This is a genomic window from Mycolicibacterium monacense (assembly GCF_010731575.1).
In the GTDB taxonomy this organism is placed as follows: domain Bacteria; phylum Actinomycetota; class Actinomycetes; order Mycobacteriales; family Mycobacteriaceae; genus Mycobacterium; species Mycobacterium monacense.
Genome location: NZ_AP022617.1, coordinates 4,344,749 through 4,366,978, shown reverse-complemented (window position 1 = coordinate 4,366,978; position 22,230 = coordinate 4,344,749). Strand labels below are relative to the sequence as shown.

Genomic DNA, 22,230 nt, shown 5'->3' with positions numbered 1-22,230 from the left:
AAGCGGACGGTGGTTACCCGCTCGGCCGTCCCAGGCTTTACGTGTGCCGGTTGTCTGACCATCGTGACGAGGACGTGCAGTGGTCGGTCGATGATGAGTTCGGCAGACAGGTCGCGGTGGTCGTATCGACTTCGCTGCCGAACGAACCCTCCGGGACTCTGCATTTCCAGATGTCGGAGCCCGGCGGTACGCCGATGCTGTCCATCACCCGCTTCGCGGAGCGGCAACACCGACTCGAAATCCGCGATTCAGCGGGCGGCGTCATCGGCCAGATCCGTCAGACGAGCACCCGGGGGCAGGCGTTTCGGAAAGCTCGCATGGCGGTCGTGCTCGAATCTCGCCGGCAGCCACTCGCCTGTGCCGATCTGACCATCGACCCTTCGCAGAACCGGTATGCCAACCTCGAGACACCGATCCGCGGCGCCGCCGGTGCGGTGATCGCCACGATCGAACGACAGGGCGGGTACACGGGCCGAGGGGACGACCCATTCGTCTACGAGTTGCGATGTGCGCAGCCGACCGGTGAGCCGCTGCCGATGCTGCTGCTGGTCACTGCTTTCATGCATTCGCTCTACGACGGCGTGGTCGATCGTGGGCCCTTTGGTGCAGTCGGGCGTTGGTTGTCTCGTCCAACGTGGGAGTCGTGAGCGGCACCGCCCCGGGGTGGTTCACAGACCCCTGGGATCCTCGTCAGACGAGGTACTTCGACGGTGACCGATGGACTGGCAGCATTGCGCCGCATCCCGGGTATGCCCCATCGGCACCGGGACATCCGATCGGGGAGCCGATCCTTCTGTTGCGCGCCATCCCCTTTCCGCGAGACGTGGACGTCTCGTGCGCGTTGGAGACGCAAAGCGGTCAACAGGTTGGTCTCATCCGACCGCGATCGAACAGATCGTCCGCGATCAACCGCGAGGTCGCCGATCTGTCCTACGAGGTGCTCGGACCGGGCGGCGCTCCGATCCTGTCGCTGAAGCGGCTGGGCGGATTGGCGCGCAGACACACCATCGTGGTCGAGGACGCCACGGGCCGTCATCTCGGCCGCATCCGTCAGACGAGTTCGGTGTGGCGACAGATGCGCACAACGCGTATCACCGTGGCGCTCGAGGTCGGTGGACACCAGGTGGCGACGACGGATATATGCATTCACCCCCGGGACAGATTCGCCGCCGTCTGTGAGCCGATCGGACCCACCGTCGGCCCGGCGATCGCGACCGTGGAACGACAGTGGCGATCGGTCGGGACGAGTAACGACTTCTTCGACTACACACTGAGCTGCCTGCAGCCCACGGTCCACCCTCTGCCCGAGCTCCTCCTGGCGACGGCATTCGCGCACTACCTCTACGACAGGCTCGCCGTCGGCGGCCCGCTGGAGACCTACCAGAGCTTCGGGCGGGGTGGCACCTGGCACGACCCCCGTTGACGCGCCGACATCGAGGGCCCTTTGCCTCTAGTCCGACATCTGCAAAGGAGTTAAAGTTGAGCGGAACAGACTCAAGATTTAGTGCGTTGAAGTAGCCGACAAGCATTTCAACCAGACGATCGGAGGTGTCGTGGACTCGTTCAACCCGACGACCAAGACCCAGGCGGCGCTGACTTCGGCGTTGCAGGCGGCCAGTGCCGCAGGCAACCCCCAGATCGCGCCCGCCCATTTGTTGATGGCATTGCTGACGCAGAACGACGGCATTGCCGCACCCCTTCTGGAGGCCGTCGGCGTCGAACCCGCGACAGTTCGGGCCGAGACGCAGCGCCTCCTCGACCGGCTGCCCAGCGCCAGCGGCGCCAGCAGCCAGCCGCAGCTGTCGCGTGAGTCGCTGGCCGCGGTCACCGCCGCCCAGCAGCTCGCCACGGAGATCGACGACGAGTACGTCTCGACCGAGCACCTGATGGTCGGCCTGGCCACCGGCGACTCCGACGTCGCCAAGCTGCTGACCGGCCACGGCGCCTCGCCGCAGGCGCTGCGCGAGGCGTTCGTCAAGGTGCGCGGCAGCGCCCGCGTCACCAGCCCGGACCCCGAGGGCAGCTACCAGGCGCTGGAGAAGTACTCCACCGATCTGACCGCCCGCGCACGCGAAGGCCAGCTCGACCCGGTCATCGGCCGGGACACCGAGATCCGCCGCGTCGTACAGGTGCTGAGCCGTCGTACCAAGAACAACCCGGTGCTCATCGGTGAGCCCGGCGTCGGCAAGACCGCGATCGTCGAGGGCCTGGCCCAGCGCATCGTGGCCGGTGACGTGCCGGAGAGCCTGCGCGGTAAGACCGTCATCTCGCTCGACCTGGGTTCGATGGTCGCCGGTTCGAAGTACCGCGGTGAGTTCGAGGAACGGCTCAAGGCAGTCCTCGATGACATCAAGAACTCGGCGGGGCAGATCATCACGTTCATCGACGAGCTGCACACCATCGTCGGCGCCGGCGCGACCGGCGACTCCTCGATGGACGCCGGCAACATGATCAAGCCGATGCTCGCCCGCGGTGAGCTGCGGCTGGTCGGCGCCACCACCCTCGACGAGTACCGCAAGTACATCGAGAAGGACGCTGCGCTCGAGCGCCGGTTCCAGCAGGTCTACGTCGGCGAACCGTCGGTGGAGGACACCGTCGGCATCCTGCGCGGCCTCAAGGAGCGCTACGAGGTGCACCACGGCGTGCGCATCACCGACTCCGCTCTCGTCTCCGCTGCCACCCTCTCCGACCGCTACATCACCGCCCGGTTCCTGCCGGACAAGGCCATCGACCTGGTCGACGAGGCCGCCTCCCGGCTGCGCATGGAGATCGACTCCCGGCCCGTCGAGATCGACGAGGTCGAGCGCCTGGTCCGTCGCCTCGAGATCGAGGAGATGGCGCTGGCCAAGGAGGAGGACGACGCGTCGAAGGAACGGCTGGAGAAGCTGCGCGGTGAGCTGGCCGACTACAAGGAGAAGCTGGCGGAGCTGACCACGCGGTGGCAGAACGAGAAGAACGCCATCGACATCGTCCGCGAACTCAAGGAGCAGCTCGAGGCGCTGCGCGGTGAGGCCGACCGGGCCGAGCGCGACGGCAACCTCGAAAAGGCCGCCGAGCTGCGCTACGGCCGCATCCCCGAGGTCGAGAAGAAACTCGACGCCGCGGTCCCCCAAGCCGAAGCCCGGGACGACGTGATGCTCAAGGAGGAGGTCGGACCCGACGACATCGCCGAGGTGGTGTCGGCCTGGACCGGCATCCCCGCAGGCCGCATGCTCGAAGGCGAGACCGCCAAGCTGCTGCGCATGGAGGACGAACTCGGCAAGCGGGTCGTCGGGCAGCGCAGGGCGGTGCAGGCCGTATCCGACGCGGTGCGGCGCACCCGGGCCGGCGTCGCCGACCCGAACCGGCCGACGGGCTCGTTCATGTTCCTGGGCCCGACCGGTGTCGGTAAGACCGAGCTGGCCAAGGCGCTGGCGGAGTTCCTGTTCGACGACGAACGCGCGATGGTCCGCATCGACATGAGCGAGTACGGCGAGAAGCACTCCGTCGCCCGCCTGGTCGGTGCGCCTCCGGGATACATCGGATACGACCAGGGCGGCCAGCTGACCGAGGCGGTGCGGCGTCGCCCGTACACCGTGGTGCTGTTCGACGAGATCGAGAAAGCCCACCCGGACGTGTTCGACGTGTTGCTGCAGGTGCTCGACGAGGGCCGGCTGACCGACGGTCAGGGCCGCACGGTCGACTTCCGCAACACCATCCTCATCCTGACGTCCAACCTGGGCGCCGGCGGCACCGAGGACATGGTGATGGCGGCAGTGCGCTCGGCCTTCAAGCCCGAGTTCATCAACCGGCTCGACGACGTGATCGTGTTCGACGGGCTCAACCCCGAGGAGCTGGTGTCCATCGTCGACATCCAGCTGCAGCAGCTGGCCAAGCGGCTGGCGCAGCGTCGCCTCACGCTCGAGGTGTCGCTGCCGGCGAAGAAGTGGCTGGCCGACCGCGGGTTCGACCCGCTCTACGGCGCCCGGCCGCTGCGTCGGTTGATCCAGCAGTCCATCGGCGATCAGCTCGCGAAGATGCTGCTGGCCGGTGACGTGCACGACGGTGACATCGTGCCGGTCAACGTCAGTCCGGACGGCGAATCGCTGGTGCTGGGATGAGCGCTTGCGCGAAGACCCTCGGCCTGGGCTGAGGTCTTGAGCGCCCGAGATCAGGGTTGGGCACGCCGAAACGGTCGTCGGCGTGCCATAACCCTGATCTCGGCGTGCGGAAATAAGGTTGTGACCAACTTGAGTTCGGGCGAATGCGGTACCAGCAAGTAGGCTAGGTCCGATGGTCCCGCTCTGGTTCACGCTGTCTGCGCTCTGCTTCGTGGGCGCAGCCGTGCTTCTCTACGTCGACATCGACCGTCGACGCGGGCTCGGCCGACGCCGGAAGTCGTGGGCCAAGTCGCACGGCTTCGATTACGAGCACGAATCCGCCGACATCCTCAAACGCTGGAAACGCGGCGTGATGTCCACCGTCGGTGACGTCACCGCCAAGAACGTCGTGCTCGGCCAGATCCGTGGCGAGGCGGTGTTCATCTTCGACCTCGAGGACGTCGCCACCGTCATCGCGCTGCACCGCAAGGTCGGCACCAACGTCGTCGTGGACATGCGGCTCAAGGGCATCAAGGAGCCCCGCGAGAACGACATCTGGCTGCTCGGCGCGATCGGCCCCCGGATGGTGTACTCCACCAACCTCGACGCGGCCCGCCGCGCCTGCGACCGGCGCATGGTCACGTTCGCCCACACCGCGCCCGACTGTGCCGAGATCATGTGGAACGAACAGCACTGGACGCTGATCAGCATGCCGGTCACCAGCACGCGCGCCCAGTGGGACGAGGGTCTGCGCACCGTGCGGCAGTTCAACGACCTGCTGCGGGTGCTGCCCCCGATCCCGCAGACCGATTCCGTCCAGGCCGTCGCCCGGCGCAGCGGTTCGCCCAGCCGGCCGATCAACCCGGCGCCGCACCGCCCGCCGGAGCCACCGCAGGGCCGCCCCGACGTCGGCCGTCCCGGTTCTGCCGCCCCGGCCCGCCCGTACGCGCAGCGTCCGGAGGCCGGCCGGCCCGACGGTCCGCCGGCGGCACGTCCCGACACCGCACGCCGGACCCCGCCGGCGCGCAACGGGCACCAGTCGGCCAACTTCCAGCGCTGAGTGCGCTCCTCCGCGATGCCCCGTCCCGTCGTCCTGATCACCGGACCGACCTCCGGCCTCGGTGAAGGCTTCGCGCGGCGCTACGCAGCCGACGGCCACGACCTCGTCCTCGTCGCCCGCGACGAAGCCCGCCTCGAAGCGCTCGCGGGGGCACTACGCGCCGAGACCGGCGCCGGTGTCGAGGTGCTACCCGCGGACCTCGCCGACGCCGATGACCGCGCCAAGGTCGCCGAACGGCTCTCCGCGGGCGTCCGGGTGCTCGTCAACAACGCCGGATTCGGCACCTCCGGGGAGTTCTGGACCGCCGACTACCAGGTGTTGCAGTCCCAGCTCGACGTCAACGTCACCGCGGTCATGCAGCTCACCCACGCCGCCCTCCCGCCGATGCTCGACGCGCACGCCGGCACCGTCATCAACGTTGCGAGCGTGTCGGGTCTGCTGCCCGGCCGCGGGTCGACCTACTCGGCCTCCAAGGCGTGGGTGATCGCCTTCTCCGAAGGACTCGCCAACGGGCTCGGCGGCACCGGCGTCGGCGTGCACGCCCTGTGTCCCGGATTCATCCACACCGAATTCCACCAGCGGGCCGGCATCGAGATGTCGGGCCTGCCGTCGTGGATGTGGCTCGAAGTCGACGACGTCGTCGGTGACTGTCTCACCGCCGTCGCCAAGGACAGAGTCGTCATCGTGCCCGGTGTGCAGTACAAGGCCATGACCACCGTCAGCCGCCTGGTCCCGCGCCACCTCGTGCGCGCCATGACGAGGACCGTGGGCCGCGGCCGCGGCCGCACCTGATCGCCGGTGCGCGCGCTCGTCGCCGTCGTCGTGACGGTTCTGCTCGTTGCGGTCACCGGCTGCTCGAAGGCCGAGGGCCGGTCCGACACCTACTCCGCGCCGACGGCGAAAGTCGGTGAGTCCCTGGCAGTCTCGGGATGGAACATCTCGGTGTCGAATCTGCGCTTCGAGGCCGATCACGTCCTCGTCGACGTCGACGCCTCGCATTCGGGCGAGGGCGAACCGGTCGCGCCGGAGTCGCTGCGGTTCGGCCTCTACGGCGCGCTGGTGCACCCGATCGAGGCGAACGGGCTCGGCAGCTGCCAGAACGTCGACGCGCTCAACGTCAACCCGGTGTCCGCGCCGAGCCCCGACCGGCTCAGCGGCACAGTGTGTCTGGGTCCGCAGCGTGACCAGAGCCAGGTGCGTGGCATCTACGCGTACTCACCGCAGGACCGGATGGCCGGGACCACGGTCGCCTACGCCGCGGCGTTCCCCGTCGGCCTGCTGCCCACCCGTGACACCGAAACCGGCCTCACGCTCAAGACGACCAGCCTCGATGCGTTCCGCGCCGACGGCGCACAGCTGAACCAGGCCGCGCTGGGTGACCCGGAAGCCTTCAGCGGCAACGGTTACATGCTGCTCGGCCTCCAGATCGACGGGCTGGCGAGCCGCTACCGGGAGGACTCCATGCGCCGGGGCGGCCCGCTGATGGTCGTCGTCGCACCGACGTTGCCGGGTAAGGGACTGAGCTACGCGTGTGCGGCGTACGGGGCATCGGTGCTGGTGCTCCCGGAGGCGTCCCGCGAGGCGGTGAACATGCGCGCCTCCCTGTGCACGCAGGGTGAGATCAACCGCGCGCTGCTGTTCGCCTCGGTGTCGGTGGTCGGGACCCACGCCGCGCTGTGGACCACCGGTGACTGAGGCGCCGGGTCCCACCGAATGGGGTGAGGCCCCCGGCGTGGGACCGTGGCCGGGGGAGTTGCCCGACGATCCGCGGTACGACCCGGAACTGTTGCGCGACGGCGACACCCGCAACGTCGTCGACGCGTACCGCTACTGGACGCGTGAGGCGATCATCGCCGACATCGACCGGCGCAGGCACCCGCTGCACATCGCGATCGAGAACTTCGGCAACGATGCGAACATCGGCTCGGTGGTGCGCACCGCCAACGCCTTCGCCGTCGACACGGTGCACATCGTGGGCCGGCGCCGCTGGAATCGCCGGGGCGCCATGGTCACCGACCGCTACCAGCGGCTGCGCCACCACGACAGCACCGCCGAAATGCTCGACTTCGCAGCCGAAGCCGGGCTGACCGCGGTCGCGGTCGACAACATCCCCGGCGCCGTACCGCTGGAACACACCGATCTGCCGCGCGAGTGTCTGCTGATCTTCGGGCAGGAGGGGCCCGGGATCACCGACGACGCGAAAACCGGTGCACGGCTGACGGTCTCAATTGCCGCGTTCGGCTCCACACGCAGTATCAACGCGGCCGTCGCCGCCGGCATCGCCATGCACACCTGGATCGTTCAGCACGCCGACCTCGGCAAGGCGTGGTAGCCGCTCACGCAGCAGCACCCACACCGTCACCGCCGAGGTCAGCATCAGCGCCGCGCCGACACCGGAGGCGACCGCCAGTCCGCTGCTGAACGATTCGCGCGCCGCGTCGAGCAGTGCGCCGGCCTGGGCGGGCGGCAGTCCGGCGGCGACGTCGGTGGCGGCGGCCAGCGAATCGCGGGCCTGCGTCGCCGCGGCGGGCGAAAGGCCCGGCGGCACGACGAGGGTGCGGTACACCCCGGTGAGAATCGAACCGACGACGGCGATGCCCAGCGCCATCCCGAGTTCGTAGGCGGTCTCCGAGACGGCGGCCGCCGCCCCGGCGCGTTCGCGGGGAACGCTGGCCAGGATGACGTCGCTGGCCACGGTGAACGCCAGCCCCAGTCCGACACCGACGACGAACAGCGCGATGCCGAGGTGCGGATACGGTGACGTCGGGTGGATCGTGGTGAGCGTGGCCATCGCGACACCGACCAGGGCGAGCCCGGTGGTGAGCACGGCGCGCTGAGTCCAGCGGCGTACCGCGAACCCGGCCAGCACACCGAACACCGTCGCGGTGACCGCCGCGGGGAGCTCGGCCAGTCCGGCGCCCAGCGGGCTGTACCCCTGCACCAGCTGGAAGTACTGCGAGAGGAAGAACACCAGCCCCGAAAGGCCCAGCACGGACAGCAGATTCGCCCCGACCACACCCGAGAACGCCCGGTTGCCGAACAGCCGGACGTCGATGAGCGGGCTGGGCAGCCGCAGCTGCCTGCGGACGAACACCGTCAGTGCGGAGACGCCGACCACCGCGGTCGCCAGGGCGCTGAGCCGCGGACCGTGTGCCGCGGTCTCCTTGATCGCGTAGACCACGCTCAGGATGCCGAGCATCGACAACCCGACGCTGGGCAGATCCCACGGGCCCGGTTCGGGATTGCGATGTTCGGGCAGCAGGGTGAGCCCACCGATCACCAGCACGGCCATCACGGGTGCGTTGATGAGGAACACCGAACCCCACCAGAAGTGTTCGAGCAGAACACCGCCCACCATGGGGCCGAGTGCGGCGCCCGCGGAGAACGCCGCCGCCCAGATACCGACGGCCATGGAGCGCTGCCGGGCGTCGGCGAAGATCCCGCGGATCAGCGCGAGGGTGGCCGGGGCCAGTGTCGCGCCTGCGACGCCGAGCAGTGCGCGGGCGCCGATCAGCGCCTCTGCGGTGGGGGCGTAGGCGGTGACGACGGAGACGGCGGCGAAAAGCGTTGCCCCACAGAGCAGCAGCCTGCGGTGGCCGATGCGGTCACCGAGACTGCCCATTGTGATCAGCAGGCTGGCGAGCACGAACGAGTAGATGTCGCCGATCCACAGCAGTTCGGTGGCGGAGGTGTGCAGGTCGCTGCTGATGAACGGTGTCGCCAGCGCCAGCACGGTGCCGTCGATGCCGATGACGAGGACCGCCAGGGTGAGCACGCTCAGGGCGAGCCAGCGGCGGGTCATGAGTTCTGCACTCCACTCAGCAGTAGTTCGGAGATCATGCGTTCGAAGTCGCGGCCGGCCGCGCGGCCGACCTGGATACACCAGCCCGCGCCGGCGACCAGGCTGTAGAGCGCCTCGGTCAGCCACGCCGCGGTCAGGTCGGGACGGAACTCCCCGGAGCGCTGGCCGCGTTCGAACAACGCGGTGATCGCGGCGTCGGATTCCGCCCAGCCCTGCATGGACTGGTCGCCGTCGATGTCCTGGCTCTGGCTGTAGAGCAGCGCCAGATACGGCGACACCGGTCGGCAGGCGGCGACCAGGCGGCGCAGCGCGTCGGCCGCCGAACCCTCCGAAAGGCGTGCCGCGTCGACCGCGGTACGCATCTCGGCGATCGCGAGGTCGTCGAGTGCGGCCATCAACGCCGGTTTCCCGGCGAAGTGGCGGTGCAGCGTCGCCCTGCTGACGCCGACGGCGGCCGCGATCTCGTCCTGGGTCGCGTTCGGCCGGCGGCCCAGGAAGTCCGCGGCGGCGCGCAGCACAGACTCGCGGTCGGTCACCATGAAGCGAGAGTATCTCATCTGAGACAGATTTGTCTCATCGCTGTTGGCCGGAGCGGTTCCCGCGGCGGGGTCGGTGAGGCAGGATCGACCCATGGATCAGCTGTGGGCAAACCGGGCGGCCAGCGCCGAGGCGGCGATCACCCAGCGGCATCTGCGTCGCCTCTGGGGGCTGCCGGGCACCCAACTCGGCGTGGTGGCCTGGCCGGCGGCCGGACCGCACAAACAGTTCCGTACGTGGCATTACTGGTGGCAGGCCCACCTGCTGGACTGCCTCGTCGACGCGCAGCTGCGCGAACCCGACCCGGACCGCCAACGGCGCATCACCCGCCAGATCCGCGCGCACCGCATCCGCAACATCGGTCGCTGGACCAACGACTACTACGACGACATGGCGTGGCTGGCGCTCGCGCTGGAACGCGCGGGCCGGCTCGCCGGCGTGGCCCGACCCCGCGCCCTGGGAACGCTGTGCGAGCAGTTCCTCAACGCCTGGGTGCCCGAGGACGGCGGCGGCATCCCCTGGCGCAAACAGGACCAGTTCTTCAATGCGCCCGCCAACGGACCGGCAGGCATCTTCCTGGCGCGTTACGACAACCGGCTGCGGCGTGCGCAGCAGATGGCGGACTGGATCGACGAGGTGCTCATCGACCCGGACACCCAGCTGGTGTTCGACGGCATCAAGGGCGGATCGCTGGTGCGGGCCCAGTACACCTACTGCCAGGGTGTGGTCCTCGGGTTGGAAACCGAGCTCGCGGTGCGCATCGGCGGTGACGACGGGGGCGGTGAGCACGCCCTGCGGGTGCACCGACTGGTCGCGGCCGTCGCCGAACACATGGCCCCCGACGGCGTCATCAAGGGAGCCGGCGGCGGCGACGGTGGCCTGTTCAACGGCATCCTCGCGCGCTACCTCGCACTGGTCGCCACCACGCTGCCGGGTGACACCGCCGATGACGTCGCGGCCCGCGACACCGCGCGGCGGATCGTGCTCGCCTCGGCCGAGGCGGCGTGGGGGAACCGGCAGACCGTCGGGGCCGACGGGGGCGCGCTCCCGCTGTTCGGGGCCTTCTGGGAGCGCACCGCGGAGCTTCCCACCGCGGCGGGTCGGCAGGCCGAATCGGTCGAGGGTGCGGTGAACGCCTCGGAGATCCCCGAACGCGATCTGTCGGTGCAACTCTCGGGATGGATGCTCATGGAGGCCGCGCACGCGGTGAGCGATCAACCCGCGGAGTCCGCTGATCCGGGGCCCGCCGAAACGTGACCGAGGCGTCCGCGCGCACCATCGGACCGCTGCCCAGCCGCTTCAGCCGGGACCCCAAGACCCCGCGGTCGACCGACAACGCCGCGGCCGCCCTGCTGCTGGCCTTCACCGTGCTGGCCATCCTGTGGGCGAATTCGCCTTGGGCGCAGAGCTATTCGACGTTCTGGGATACGCACGTCGCGGTGAGCTTCGGTGAGTACCGCGCCGAGTTGTCGGTCAAACACCTCGTCAACGACGGCCTGATGGCGTTCTTCTTCTTCATCGTCGGGCTGGAGGTCAAGAGCGAGTTCGTGATCGGCGAACTGACCGACCGGTCGCGGGCGGCGGTGCCCGTCGTCGCGGCGATCGCCGGGCTGATCGTGCCCGCGGTCATCTTCCTCACCTTCAACCCCTCCGGACCCGACGCCCAGGCGTGGGGTGTCGTCATCTCCACCGACACCGCCTTCCTCGTCGGCGCGTTGGCGGTGATCAAACCCAAATTCCCCGCGCGCCTTCGGATCTTCCTGCTGACGCTGGCGGTCGTCGACGACGTCGGGGCGCTCGGCGCGATCGCGCTGTTCTACACCGACGACCTGAAACTCGCGCCGCTGGCGGTCGCGGCGCTGCTCATCGCCGCGCTGGCCATGGTGCGCAGGCTGCCGTCGCTGCGCGGACCGGCCTACGCCGTCCTGGGTTTCGCGCTGTGGATCGCGCTGTACCTCGCACACGTGCACCCGACGCTGGCCGGTGTGGCCGTGGCCGTGCTCATCCCGGTCTTCACCCCCGAGCGCCGACAGGTCGAACAGACCGTCGACCTCGTCCGGGCGTTCCGCCAGTCACCGAACCCGCAGTACGCCCGGGCGGTGACACGCGGTCTGCGCGAGTCGATCTCGATCAACGAGCGGTTGCAGACCGCGGTCGGACCCTATGTGTCGTTCGTGGTGCTGCCGATCTTCGCCCTCGCCAACGCCGGCGTGCACCTCGACGAGCAGACCATCACCGCGGCGATGAGCTCGACGCTCACGTGGGGCATCGTGGCCGGATTGGTGGTCGGGAAGTTCGTCGGGATCACCGCGGCCACCGCGCTGATGAGCGCCACCGGCTGGGGTCAGCTCGCGCCGGGGCTCTCGCTGCGGCGGGTGGCCGGCGGTGCGGCGCTGTCCGGGATCGGTTTCACCATCTCGCTGTTCATCGTCGACGTCGCGATCGAGGACCCGGCCCGCCAGGACGAGGCCCGCGTCGGCGTGCTGATCGCCTCGGTCCTGGCGTTCACGTTGAGCTGGGCGCTCTTTCGCATCACCGACTGGATCAGCCCACCCGAACCCGTCGGACTCACCCTCGTACGTCCGGTCGATCCGGAGCGCGACCACATCCGCGGTGATCCGGATGCACCGCTGGTCCTCGTCGAGTACGGCGACTACGAATGCCCGTTCTGCGGCCGCGCGACCGGAGCGATCGACGAGGTGCGCACCCACTTCGGCGACGACCTGCTCTACGTGTGGCGCCATTTCCCGCTGGAACGCGCGCACCCGCGGTCGTTCGACGCCGCCCGCGCCAGCGAGGGCGCCGCAGCGCAGGGCAAGTTCTTCGAGATGGGCCGCGAGTTGTTCGCCCATCAGGACGATCTGGAGTGGTCCGACATGTACCGCTACGCGGTCGCGATCGGCCTCGACATCGAGCAGTTCGACCAGGACGTGCGCGTCCACGCCTCGAAGGTGCTGCACCGGGTGCGCGACGACGCCCAGGATGCGGAGGTGATGGACCTCAACTCCACACCTACGTTCTTCGTCAACGGCAAGCGACACAAGGGGCCGTGGGATGCGGCCAGCCTGATCCGTGCGCTGGAGGCGGGGCGTTAGCCGCCTCAACTCCAGAGCGTCACATGCACCTTCGGTTTGAAGCGGGTGACGCCGACACCGGTGCCGCGGATCATCGCCTGTGTGCAGCGGGGAGTGGTGATGAAACGCATCAGTTCCGATGATGCCGGTGGGCGCGCCGCCGGGGTGAGCGTCGAAGCGAACCACTCCCCGGACGTCTGCAGGCCCGCTCCTTTGATCTGCACCAGTCGGCGCGACGAAAGATCTCTCGACACCGCGAAGCCGAGGGTCAGCGTCACGCCGCCGGCGCGCTGCACTTCCTCGAGTGCGGCCGCCTCGCTCTGGAAGATGCGCTGCCGCGACTCCGGGATCGACAGGTTCCGCAGCATCGTGGCGACCTCACCGTCGACGCCGCCGGCCGACGGCCCCAGCATCCAGTCGTGCTCGCGCAGCTGCGCGGGTGCCTGCATGCCCGGGCCCGCGGCGGTCTCGGGGGCGGCGACGGTGATGATCTGGTACTTGAGAAAGGGGCGTACCACGAGGGCGGGGCCGGGGTCAGCGGGTGCGGGGCCCAGCGTGATGTCGACGGCGCGTGACTCGATCAGGTCGCGGAACCGGCTGGTGGGGTGCACAGACAGTTCCACCGTGAGATCGTCGGCGCGCGCGGAGAACAACTCGATCAGGCCGGGCGCGGCGTGTTCGGCGAACATCGTCGACGCGGCGATGCGCAGCAACCGCCTGCCGTGGGCCGCTTCGGTCACCTCGATGGCGGTCTGCTGCTGCAGCCCCAGGATCTCGATGGCACGGCTGGCGAGCCGAAGGCCTCCAGGAGTGAACGCCAGCCCGGCCGACGTGCGGCTGAACAGCGGATCGTCGAGTTCCTTGCGCAGCTGTGTGACGTGCATGGAGATTCCCGCGTCCGACATGCCGAGTTCCTCGGCGGCCGCACGCACGGAACCCAGTCGCACCACCGCCGAATAGGCACGGAGCTGAGCGGGTGTCACGGTGTGCAGCCTACGGTCGGCATACATTGGGCGACGTGAGAGACGTGCTGAGCGCCCTGTCAGCAGTGTGGCGCACCGGCGGTACGGCCGGTCTGGCGACGGTGGTGCGCACCTTCCGATCGGCGCCGCGCCAGCCCGGCGCCGCGATGGTGGTGGCACCCGACGGCACGGTGACCGGTTCGGTGTCGGGCGGCTGCGTCGAGGGTGCGGTGTACGAACTGGCCGGTGACGTGGTGGGCAGCGGGACGCCGGCACTGCAGCGCTACGGCGTCAGCGACGACGACGCCTTCGCGGTCGGCCTGACATGCGGCGGGATTCTCGACGTGTTCGTCGAACCGGTGTCGCCGGCGACCTTCCCCGACCTCGACGCGGTCGTCGAGGACATCGAATCGCACCGCCCCGTCGCGCTGGCCACCGTCATCGCCCACCCCGACGCCACCCGGGTGGGTCGTCGGCTGGTGGTCCGCTCCGACGAGGTCAGCGGCACGCTCGGGTCGTCGCGTGCCGACGCGGCGGTGACCGACGACGCCAGAGGGCTGCTGGCCACCGGGCGCAACGAGGTGTTGACCTACGGACCTGACGGCCAGCGGCGCGGGGCGGGCATGGAGGTGTTCGTCGCGGCATACGCCCCGCGACCGCGGATGCTGGTGTTCGGCGCTATCGACTTCGCCGCCGCGGTCGCACAGCAGGGCTCGTTCCTCGGCTACCGGGTGACGGTGTGCGACGCGAGGCCGGTGTTCGCCACCGCGGCCCGCTTTCCCACCGCCGACGAGGTGGTCGTCGACTGGCCCCATCGCTACCTGGCCGCACAGGTCGCGGCGGGTGACGTCGACGCGCGAACCGTCATCTGCGTGCTGACCCACGACCCCAAGTTCGACGTTCCGCTGCTGGAGGTGGCGCTGCGGCTGCCCCAGGTCGCCTACATCGGCGCGATGGGATCGCGCCGCACTCACGACGACCGGTTGACCAGGCTGCGGGATGCCGGTCTCACCGACGCCGAACTCGATCGGCTGGCGAGTCCCATCGGGCTCGACCTCGGCGCGCGCACACCCGAGGAGACGGCGGTGTCGATCGCCGCCGAGATCGTCGCCGTCCGGTGGGGCGGAACCGGCCGCCGGCTCACCGACACCGACGGCCGGATTCACCATGACCAGGGCAAAGACAGTGAGTTCAGTGATCGCTTAACTCGCTATTGACGCCCGCGTCGGGCGGGCCGAGACTGAAGCCCTCCCGATGAGTGTGAGGGCGGTCACATGCAGGTCCCCGGTCCCTTCGAATACGAACGAGCCACCAGCGTCGACCATGCAATCGGCCTGCTGGACCGGCTCGGTGACGGCGCCATGATCGTGGCGGGCGGGCACAGCCTGTTGCCGATGATGAAGTTGCGGATCGCGAATCCGGAGTACCTGGTCGACATCAACGACCTGACCCGCGAACTGGGCTACATCACCGTCGACGCCAGGGCCGTGCGCATCGGTGCCATGACCCGGCATCGGCAGGTCCTGGAGTCGGCCGAGTTGGCCGAGGTGTGCCCGATCTTCGCCGACGCCGAACGGATGATCGCCGATCCGGTGGTCCGCAACCGCGGCACGCTGGGCGGGTCGCTGTGCCAGGCCGACCCGGCGGAGGACCTCACCACCGTGTGCCAGACCCTCGGGGCGGTCTGTGTGGCCCGCGGCCCGTCCGGGCAGCGCGAGATACCGATCGACGAGTTCCTCGAAGGGCCGTACGAGACGTCGTTGTCGCACAACGAGATTCTGCTCGAGGTGCGCATCCCGGTGCGGCCCAACACCTCGAGCGCCTACACGAAAGTCGAACGCCGGGTGGGGGATTGGGCGGTCACCGCCGCGGGCGCCATGGTCACCCTCGACGGCGACACCATCACCGCCGCCCGAATCGGCCTCACCGCCGTGAACCCCGATGCCGCCGCACTGGCCGCCGTCGGCGCGGCACTGGTCGGGCGGACCGCCGACGAGGACGCCTTCGCCGAGGCGGGCCGGCAGGCCGCCGACGCGTGCGCACCCGACTCCGACATGCGGGGCAGCGCCGACTACAAGCGGCATCTCGCGTCCGAACTGACCGTCCGCAACCTACGCACCGCCGTGCGGCGCGTCCGAGAAAGGGCCTGAGTATGCAGGTGAGCATGACCGTCAACGGCGAGCCGGTGAGCGCCGATGTCGAACCGCGGATGCTGCTGGTGCACTTCCTGCGAGATGAGTTGCGGCTCACCGGAACCCACTGGGGCTGTGATACCAGCAACTGCGGGACCTGCGTGGTGTCGCTCGACGGGGAGCCCGTGAAGTCGTGCACGATGCTGGCCGTGATGGCCGACGGGCACGACGTCCGCACGGTGGAGGGCCTCGAGGTCGACGGAAAGCTCGACCCGGTTCAGGAGGGGTTCATGCAGTGCCACGGCCTGCAGTGCGGCTTCTGCACCCCGGGCATGATGATCACCGCCCGCGCCCTCCTGGACCGCAACCCCCACCCGACCGAACACGAGATCCGGGAGGCGATCTCCGGGCAGATCTGCCGGTGCACGGGCTACACCACGATCGTGCGGTCGGTGCAGTGGGCCGCCGGGCACGCGCGGGGGCGGGACGTCGAATCAGGCCCGTCCGCAACGGATTTCGCACCGCAGTCCCAGACCGACGACACCCTCGGCCCGGTGGCTGGTGACCATCTCATCGAGACAGGAAGCCCATCATGACCGCGGTGGACGAACGCCCGGACGCGCAGGCGGACAACGACAGGAAACCGTGCGGTTACGGCCGGATGCTGCGCAAGGAGGATCCGCGCTTCGTCCGCGGCCGGGGCAACTACGTCGACGACGTCACGCTGCCCGGCATGCTGCACCTGGCGATCCTGCGCTCACCGTATGCCCATGCGCGGATCGCGAACATCGACATCTCGGCCGCTGAGGCGCATCCGAAGGTCAAGGCGGTCGTCACCGGCGCCGACCTGGCGGAGAAGGGCCTGGCCTGGATGCCGACCCTGTCCAACGACGTGCAGGCCGTCCTCGCCACCGACAAGGTGCGATTCCAGGGGCAGGAGGTGGCATTCGTCGTCGCCGAGGACCGGTACTCGGCTCGTGACGGCGTCGAGTTGATCGACGTCGACTATGAACCTCTCGACCCGGTCATCGACGTCCGCCGGGCACTGGATCCCGACGCGGCGGTGATCCGCACCGACCTCGACGGTAAGACCGACAACCACTGCTTCGACTGGGAGACCGGCGACGCCGCCGCCACCGACGCGGCGTTCGCCAAGGCCGACGTCGTGGTCAAACAGGAGATGGTCTATCCGCGTGTGCATCCCGCGCCGATGGAGACCTGCGGCGCGGTCGCCGACCTCGACCCGGTCAGCGGCAAGCTCACCCTGTGGTCGACCACGCAGGCGCCGCACGCACACCGCACCCTCTACGCCCTGGTGGCCGGGCTGCCCGAACACAAGATCCGGGTCATCTCACCGGACATCGGCGGCGGCTTCGGCAACAAGGTGCCGATCTATCCGGGATACGTCTGCGCCATCGTGGGTTCGCTGCTGCTGGGTAAGCCGGTCAAGTGGATGGAGGACCGCAGCGAGAACCTGACCTCGACCGGATTCGCCCGGGACTACATCATGGTCGGCGAGATCGCCGCCACGTCCGACGGCAAGATCCTGGCCGTCCGCTCCAACGTGCTGGCCGACCACGGTGCGTTCAACGGCGTTGCGGCGCCGACGAAGTACCCCGCGGGCTTCTTCGGGGTGTTCACCGGCAGCTACGACCTCGAGGCCGCGTACTGCCACATGACCGCGGTCTACACCAACAAGGCGCCCGGCGGCGTGGCCTACGCGTGTTCGTTCCGGATCACCGAGGCGGTGTACTTCGTCGAGCGGTTGGTGGACTGTCTGGCCTACGAGATGAAGATGGACCCGGCCGACCTGCGGCTGCGGAACCTGCTGAAACCCGACCAGTTCCCGTACCACTCGAAGACCGGCTGGACCTACGATTCCGGCGACTACGAGACCACCATGCGCAAGGCCATGGACATGGTCGGCTACGAGCAGTTGCGCGCCGAGCAGGCCGCCAAGCGGGAGCGCGGTGAGCTGATGGGGATCGGCATGGCGTTCTTCACCGAGGCCGTCGGCGCCGGACCGCGCAAGGACATGGACATTCTGGGACTCGGCATGGCCGACGGCTGTGAACTGCGGGTGCATCCCACCGGTAAGGCCGTCGTCCGGTTGTCGGTGCAGACCCAGGGGCAGGGCCACGAAACCACCTTCGCGCAAATCGTCGCCGAGGAGTTGGGGATCCCACCCGACGACATCGACGTGGTACACGGCGACACCGACCAGACGCCGTTCGGGCTGGGCACCTACGGCAGCCGTTCGACCCCCGTATCCGGTGCCGCGGCCGCGTTGGTCGCGCGCAAGGTGCGGGACAAGGCCAAGATCATCGCCTCGGGGATGTTGGAGGTCTCGGTCGCCGACCTCGAATGGGACAAGGGCGCCTTCCACGTCAAGGGTGACCCGGCGGCGTCGGTCACCATCCAGGACATCGCGATGCGCGCGCACGGCGCCGGTGACCTCCCGGAGGGCATCGAGGGCGGCCTGGACGCCCAGATCTGTTACAACCCCGAGAATCTCACCTATCCGTACGGCGCCTACTTCTGCGTGGTCGACGTCGATCCGGGCACCGCGGTGGTCAAGGTCCGGCGGTTCCTCGCGGTCGACGACTGTGGCACGCGGATCAACCCGATGATCATCGAGGGTCAGGTGCACGGCGGCATCGTCGACGGGATCGGGATGGCGCTGATGGAGATGATCGCGTTCGACGAGGAAGGCAACTGCCTCGGCGGGTCGCTGATGGACTATCTGATCCCCACCGCGCTCGAGGTGCCGGAGCTGGAGACCGGTCATACCGTCACGCCGTCCCCGCACCACCCGATCGGCGCCAAGGGCATCGGGGAGTCCGCCACCGTCGGCTCACCCCCCGCGGTGGTGAACGCCGTCGTCGATGCGTTGGCGCCGTTCGGAATCCGGCACGCCGACATGCCGCTGACCCCCTCCCGGGTGTGGGAGGCCATGCAGGGCCGGCCCACCCCGCCGATCTGATCATGAGGTCCGCCGACACCATGCACGACCGCGCGCAGCAACTGCTGCAGACGCGCATCCCGTTCGTCCGCGCCACCGTGGTGCGGGCCCAGCAGCCGACCTCGGCGCATCCCGGCGACGAGGCGATCCTGTTGTCCGACGGGACCATCGAGGGTTTCATCGGCGGCGAGTGCGCGCAGAGTTCGGTGCGCAAGGCGGCGCTCGGGGCGCTCCAGGCGAATCAGAGCGTCCTGCTGCGCGTATTGCCCGACGGAGACGTGCATTTCCCCGACGCCCCCGGTGCGTGCGTCGTGGTCAACCCGTGCCTGTCCGGCGGAGCGCTGGAGATCTTCCTGGTGCCGCAGGTGCCCGCCCCGCTGGTGCGGATCTGCGGTGACACCCCGATCGCCGAGGCGCTGGCCCAGGTGTGCGCCGTCCTGGGATACGAGGTGACCCGCTCGGCCGGCGAACCGGCCGGCGCGACCGCGGTCGTGATCGCCAGCCACGGCGGCCCGGAGGCCGAGATGATCCGCGCCGCGCTCGATGCCGACGTCGGCTACATCGGCCTGGTGGCCAGCCGGGTGCGCGGCGCCGCCGTGCTCGAGGGCCTGCATCTGACGGCCGCCGAGCGGGCCCGGGTGCACACCCCGGTCGGTCTGCCGATCGGGGCGCGCACCGCAGCCGAGATCGCGGTCTCCATTGCGGCGGAACTGATCGCGGCCATCCGCGTCGACGCGGCGGCGCCGCATCCCGCCGAGGTGGGCGCCGCGGAGGACCATCATCGCTGCCACTGACCCGCTCTTCGCCGACGTCGCCGACGTCATCGCCCGTTTCGACCGGCGGGACTACCTGCTCGACACCGGTACCGCGTCTGCGATCTACCTGGCGACGACACTCGGCCGCCCGCTGCTGCTCGAGGGTGAGCCGGGTGTCGGGAAGACCACGGCGGCCAAGACCCTCGCGGACGTGTGCGGCGCACCCCTGATCCGGTTGCAGTGCTACGAGGGGCTGTCAGCGGGAGAAGCGCTCTACGACTGGAACTATCAGCGTCAGCTGCTGAGCATCCGGCTGGCCGAGGCACGCGGCGACCACATCACCGAAGCCGACCTCTACGCCGAGAAGTACCTGGCCGACCGGCCCATCCTGCGGTGCGTGCGGCACCCCGGCCCGACACCGCCCGTGCTGCTGATCGACGAGATCGACCGGGCCGACGACGAATTCGAAGCACTCCTGCTCGAATTTCTCGGCGAATCGAGTGTGACGGTCCCCGAGATCGGCACCTTCGTCGCCGCCGTGCCGCCGATCGCAGTGCTCACCTCCAACCGCAGCCGCGACCTGCACGACGCCCTGCGGCGGCGCTGTCTGTACCACTGGATCGACTACCCGCAGCCGGAACGGGCCGTGGCCATCCTGCGCCGGACCGTGCCCGGGGCGACCACCGCGCTCATCGAGCAGGCCGCCCAATTCGTCGGTGCGGCAAGGGAGCTCGACCTCGACAAACCGCCGGGCATCGCGGAGACGATCGACTGGGTGGCCGCGCTGGTCACCCTGGGGGTGGCCGAACTCGTCGAGTCCGTCGACACCGTGCTCGCCGGGTTCAGCGCCCTGGCCAAGACACCCGACGATCGTGCCGTCCTGCGCGATGCGCTCGTCGACCACAGTTGGACATGAGGAAGGAAGACGATGAAGATCGCCAATGAATTCACAGTCGGTGTGCCGATCGAGCAGGCCTGGGACGTGCTGACCGACCTCGAGCAGGTCATCCCGCTGATGCCGGGTGCGGCGATGACCGGACGCGACGGCGACGACGTGATGGGCAAGGTCAAAGTCAAAGTGGGACCGGTGACCAGTGAATTCAACGGGAAGGTGCACTTCGTCGAGCAGAACCGCGCCGAGCACCGCGCGGTCATCGACGGCCGCGGCAAGGAAGCCCGCGGCACGGGCAACGCCGCGGCGACGGTCACCGCGCAACTGCATCCCGACGGGGACCGCACCCGCGTCACCGTCGACACGGATCTGAAGATCGTGGGCAAGCTCGCGCAGTTCGGCAGCGGCATGCTGCAGCAGGTTTCGGAAAAACTGCTCGGCCAGTTCGTCGAGTCGCTGGAAGCCAAACTCGCGGGCGACGCGACTCCGCCCGCCGCCGCCCAGGAGGTCGCGACACCCGTCGCCGGCGGTGACGGCGATGCGCCCAGGCCGCAGGTGGTGCCGGCCCCGCCGGCCGAGGCGCCGCCCATCGACCTGCTCGAACTCGCCGGCGGCGGAGCCGTCAAGAAGTACGGTCCACCGGCCGTCGGCGCGCTGCTGCTCCTGGTGCTGCTGTTGGTGGCGCTGCGTCGACGGCGGCGATGAGCGCACCCCTGCTGCTGCGCGGAGTCGACCTGGCGGCGTTCGCCGTCGCCCTGGTCGCGAGGCTGCGCGGCGGCGGGGTGGTCGTATCGGCCAGTGGGTCCGCGGAATTCGTGCACGCGATGCGCGCGCTGCGGCCCGGCCGTCGCACCGAGTTGTACTGGGCCGCCCGGCTGACCCTGGTCAACCGTGCCGACGATCTCGAAACGTTCGACCGCGTCTTCGAGGCGGTGTTCGCCGATGCGGTGCTGGGCCTGGACCCATTCGCGATGAAACACCGGTCCGCCGACCCGGACCCGTCCCGTCCCGTGGCCCGGCCCGGACAGGGTCCGCCGGAGGACGTCGACGGCTTGCCGTGGGTGACCCGGCCGACGAACATCCGCGCGGCCGCCGGATCGGAAGGCACCATCACGCTGCCCGACGTGCTGCCCAGCGGGATGACCGCGCGCGCCGACGAGCCGTTCGACCAGTTCGAGCCCGAGGATCTGCGGTTGCTCGGCCAGTGGCTGGAAGACGCCGCGCCCCACTGGCCGCGCCGCCGGACCCTTCGCCGTCGACCGCACCCTCGCGGCGATCGCATCGACCTCCGTCGGACCGTCCGCGCGTCCCGTGGCACCGGGTGGGAGACCATCCGTCTCACCCGGACCCGTCGACGGCAGCGGGATCGCCGCATCGTGTTGGTCTGCGACGTCAGTCGCTCCATGCAGGCCTACGCGACGGTCTACCTCCACCTCATGCGGGCGGTGATGATGCGCCGGGACCGCCTGCGGCCCGAGGTGTTCGCGTTTTCCACCTCACTGACGCGGCTGACCCCGGTGCTCTCGCACCGGTCGCCGGAGCTGGCGCTGGCCCGGGCCAACGAGACCGTGGCCGACCGCTACGGCGGCACGCACGTCGGGCGCAGCATCGGGGAACTGGTGTCGGGTCCCCATGGCGCCGTCCTGCGCGGGGCGGTGGTGATCATCGCGTCGGACGGGTGGGACAGTGACGCTCCGGAGGTTCTCGTCCATGCGCTGGCCCGGGTTCGCCGCCGGGCGTACCGCGTGGTGTGGCTGAACCCGCGCGCCGCCCACGTCGACTATCGGCCGCTGGCCGGCTCGATGGCCGCGGCGCTGCCCTTCTGCGACGAGTTCATGCCGGCCCACTCGATCAGCGGGCTCCGGGACCTGTTCGAGGTGCTCGGCGAATCCTCGGCATCTGGTGACCGGCCCCGGGCGGTGGTCCGCGGGCGAAGTCGGCCCGCTGCGCGGCGCCGGATGCCATGCTGAGCGGT

At 69.5% G+C, this 22,230-nt stretch carries 20 protein-coding genes; 17 read left to right on the top strand and 3 right to left on the bottom strand.

Annotated features, from left to right (window positions below):
• The first annotated feature begins 194 nt into the window (after positions 1-194).
• The 7 genes from G6N49_RS20945 (at position 195) to G6N49_RS20915 (ending at position 7,471) form a co-directional block, all read left to right on the top strand.
• A complete protein-coding gene (locus tag G6N49_RS20945; RefSeq protein WP_235679558.1) occupies positions 195-647 on the top strand; it encodes a hypothetical protein in 453 nt (150 codons plus the stop codon).
• Positions 644-1,423, top strand: coding sequence for a DUF2510 domain-containing protein (locus tag G6N49_RS20940; protein ID WP_083045048.1), 780 nt, complete (start codon positions 644-646; stop codon positions 1,421-1,423). Before G6N49_RS20945 ends, G6N49_RS20940 begins: the two co-directional genes overlap by 4 nt.
• A 130-nt stretch (positions 1,424-1,553) precedes the next feature.
• Positions 1,554-4,100: an ATP-dependent chaperone ClpB gene (gene clpB / locus G6N49_RS20935; protein ID WP_011557904.1), complete on the top strand. Its 2,547-nt coding sequence runs from the start codon at positions 1,554-1,556 to the stop codon at positions 4,098-4,100.
• A gap of 172 nt (positions 4,101-4,272) precedes the next feature.
• Positions 4,273-5,139, top strand: coding sequence for a trehalose monomycolate transport factor TtfA (gene ttfA, locus G6N49_RS20930; protein WP_011557905.1), 867 nt, complete (start codon positions 4,273-4,275; stop codon positions 5,137-5,139).
• Positions 5,140-5,154: 15 nt separating this feature from the next.
• Positions 5,155-5,931, top strand: a complete 777-nt coding sequence (locus G6N49_RS20925; protein ID WP_011854440.1) for an SDR family NAD(P)-dependent oxidoreductase — start codon at positions 5,155-5,157, stop codon at positions 5,929-5,931.
• A 6-nt stretch (positions 5,932-5,937) separates the two neighbouring features.
• Positions 5,938-6,834: a hypothetical protein gene (locus G6N49_RS20920; protein WP_011854441.1), complete on the top strand. Its 897-nt coding sequence runs from the start codon at positions 5,938-5,940 to the stop codon at positions 6,832-6,834.
• The gene (locus G6N49_RS20915; RefSeq protein WP_011854442.1) at positions 6,827-7,471 is read left to right on the top strand and encodes a TrmH family RNA methyltransferase; all 645 of its coding nucleotides are present in this window, start codon (positions 6,827-6,829) and stop codon (positions 7,469-7,471) included. The genes G6N49_RS20920 and G6N49_RS20915 overlap by 8 nt, the downstream gene beginning before the upstream one ends.
• On the opposite strand, the gene G6N49_RS20910 is transcribed toward G6N49_RS20915, so the two are convergent.
• Both G6N49_RS20910 and G6N49_RS20905 read right to left on the bottom strand, forming a co-directional pair.
• Complete coding sequence (locus G6N49_RS20910) at positions 7,364-8,941, bottom strand: MFS transporter (RefSeq protein ID WP_011557909.1); 1,578 nt, start codon at positions 8,939-8,941, stop codon at positions 7,364-7,366. The genes G6N49_RS20915 and G6N49_RS20910 overlap by 108 nt on opposite strands.
• Positions 8,938-9,480 carry a TetR/AcrR family transcriptional regulator gene (locus tag G6N49_RS20905; RefSeq protein WP_041309453.1) on the bottom strand — a complete coding sequence of 181 codons (543 nt, stop codon included), beginning with the start codon at positions 9,478-9,480 and terminating at the stop codon, positions 8,938-8,940. The genes G6N49_RS20910 and G6N49_RS20905 overlap by 4 nt, the downstream gene beginning before the upstream one ends.
• 91 nt (positions 9,481-9,571) lie before the next feature.
• Between G6N49_RS20905 and G6N49_RS20900 the strand changes: the two genes are divergently transcribed.
• Together G6N49_RS20900 and nhaA are read left to right on the top strand one after the other, a co-directional pair.
• Complete coding sequence (locus tag G6N49_RS20900) at positions 9,572-10,735, top strand: glycoside hydrolase family 76 protein (protein WP_011557911.1); 1,164 nt, start codon at positions 9,572-9,574, stop codon at positions 10,733-10,735.
• Positions 10,732-12,573: a Na+/H+ antiporter NhaA gene (gene nhaA / locus G6N49_RS20895; RefSeq protein ID WP_011854443.1), complete on the top strand. Its 1,842-nt coding sequence runs from the start codon at positions 10,732-10,734 to the stop codon at positions 12,571-12,573. Before G6N49_RS20900 ends, nhaA begins: the two co-directional genes overlap by 4 nt.
• Before the next feature lie 5 nt (positions 12,574-12,578).
• Here the strand turns inward: nhaA and G6N49_RS20890 are convergent, their stop codons facing one another.
• Complete coding sequence (locus G6N49_RS20890) at positions 12,579-13,535, bottom strand: LysR family transcriptional regulator (protein ID WP_011768035.1); 957 nt, start codon at positions 13,533-13,535, stop codon at positions 12,579-12,581.
• A 35-nt stretch (positions 13,536-13,570) separates the two neighbouring features.
• Between G6N49_RS20890 and G6N49_RS20885 the strand changes: the two genes are divergently transcribed.
• Genes G6N49_RS20885 through G6N49_RS20850 form a run of 8 tightly spaced genes read left to right on the top strand, consistent with a single transcriptional unit; the run spans position 13,571 to position 22,225 of the window.
• The gene (locus G6N49_RS20885) at positions 13,571-14,731 is read left to right on the top strand and encodes an XdhC family protein (RefSeq protein WP_011854444.1); all 1,161 of its coding nucleotides are present in this window, start codon (positions 13,571-13,573) and stop codon (positions 14,729-14,731) included.
• A 57-nt stretch (positions 14,732-14,788) separates the two neighbouring features.
• A complete protein-coding gene (locus G6N49_RS20880) occupies positions 14,789-15,664 on the top strand; it encodes an FAD binding domain-containing protein (RefSeq protein WP_011854445.1) in 876 nt (291 codons plus the stop codon).
• Between the two features lie 2 nt (positions 15,665-15,666).
• On the top strand, positions 15,667-16,242 hold the full coding sequence (locus G6N49_RS20875; RefSeq protein ID WP_011854446.1) for a (2Fe-2S)-binding protein: 576 nt from the start codon (positions 15,667-15,669) through the stop codon (positions 16,240-16,242).
• Positions 16,239-18,629, top strand: a complete 2,391-nt coding sequence (locus G6N49_RS20870) for an aerobic carbon-monoxide dehydrogenase large subunit (protein ID WP_011854447.1) — start codon at positions 16,239-16,241, stop codon at positions 18,627-18,629. Before G6N49_RS20875 ends, G6N49_RS20870 begins: the two co-directional genes overlap by 4 nt.
• Positions 18,630-18,631: 2 nt before the next feature.
• The gene (locus tag G6N49_RS20865) at positions 18,632-19,402 is read left to right on the top strand and encodes an XdhC family protein (protein WP_011557918.1); all 771 of its coding nucleotides are present in this window, start codon (positions 18,632-18,634) and stop codon (positions 19,400-19,402) included.
• On the top strand, positions 19,389-20,279 hold the full coding sequence (locus G6N49_RS20860; RefSeq protein WP_085975365.1) for an AAA family ATPase: 891 nt from the start codon (positions 19,389-19,391) through the stop codon (positions 20,277-20,279). The genes G6N49_RS20865 and G6N49_RS20860 overlap by 14 nt, the downstream gene beginning before the upstream one ends.
• A gap of 12 nt (positions 20,280-20,291) precedes the next feature.
• A complete protein-coding gene (locus G6N49_RS20855; protein ID WP_011557920.1) occupies positions 20,292-20,960 on the top strand; it encodes an SRPBCC family protein in 669 nt (222 codons plus the stop codon).
• Positions 20,957-22,225 carry a vWA domain-containing protein gene (locus G6N49_RS20850; RefSeq protein ID WP_011854448.1) on the top strand — a complete coding sequence of 423 codons (1,269 nt, stop codon included), beginning with the start codon at positions 20,957-20,959 and terminating at the stop codon, positions 22,223-22,225. The genes G6N49_RS20855 and G6N49_RS20850 overlap by 4 nt, the downstream gene beginning before the upstream one ends.
• Positions 22,226-22,230: the final 5 nt, after the last annotated feature.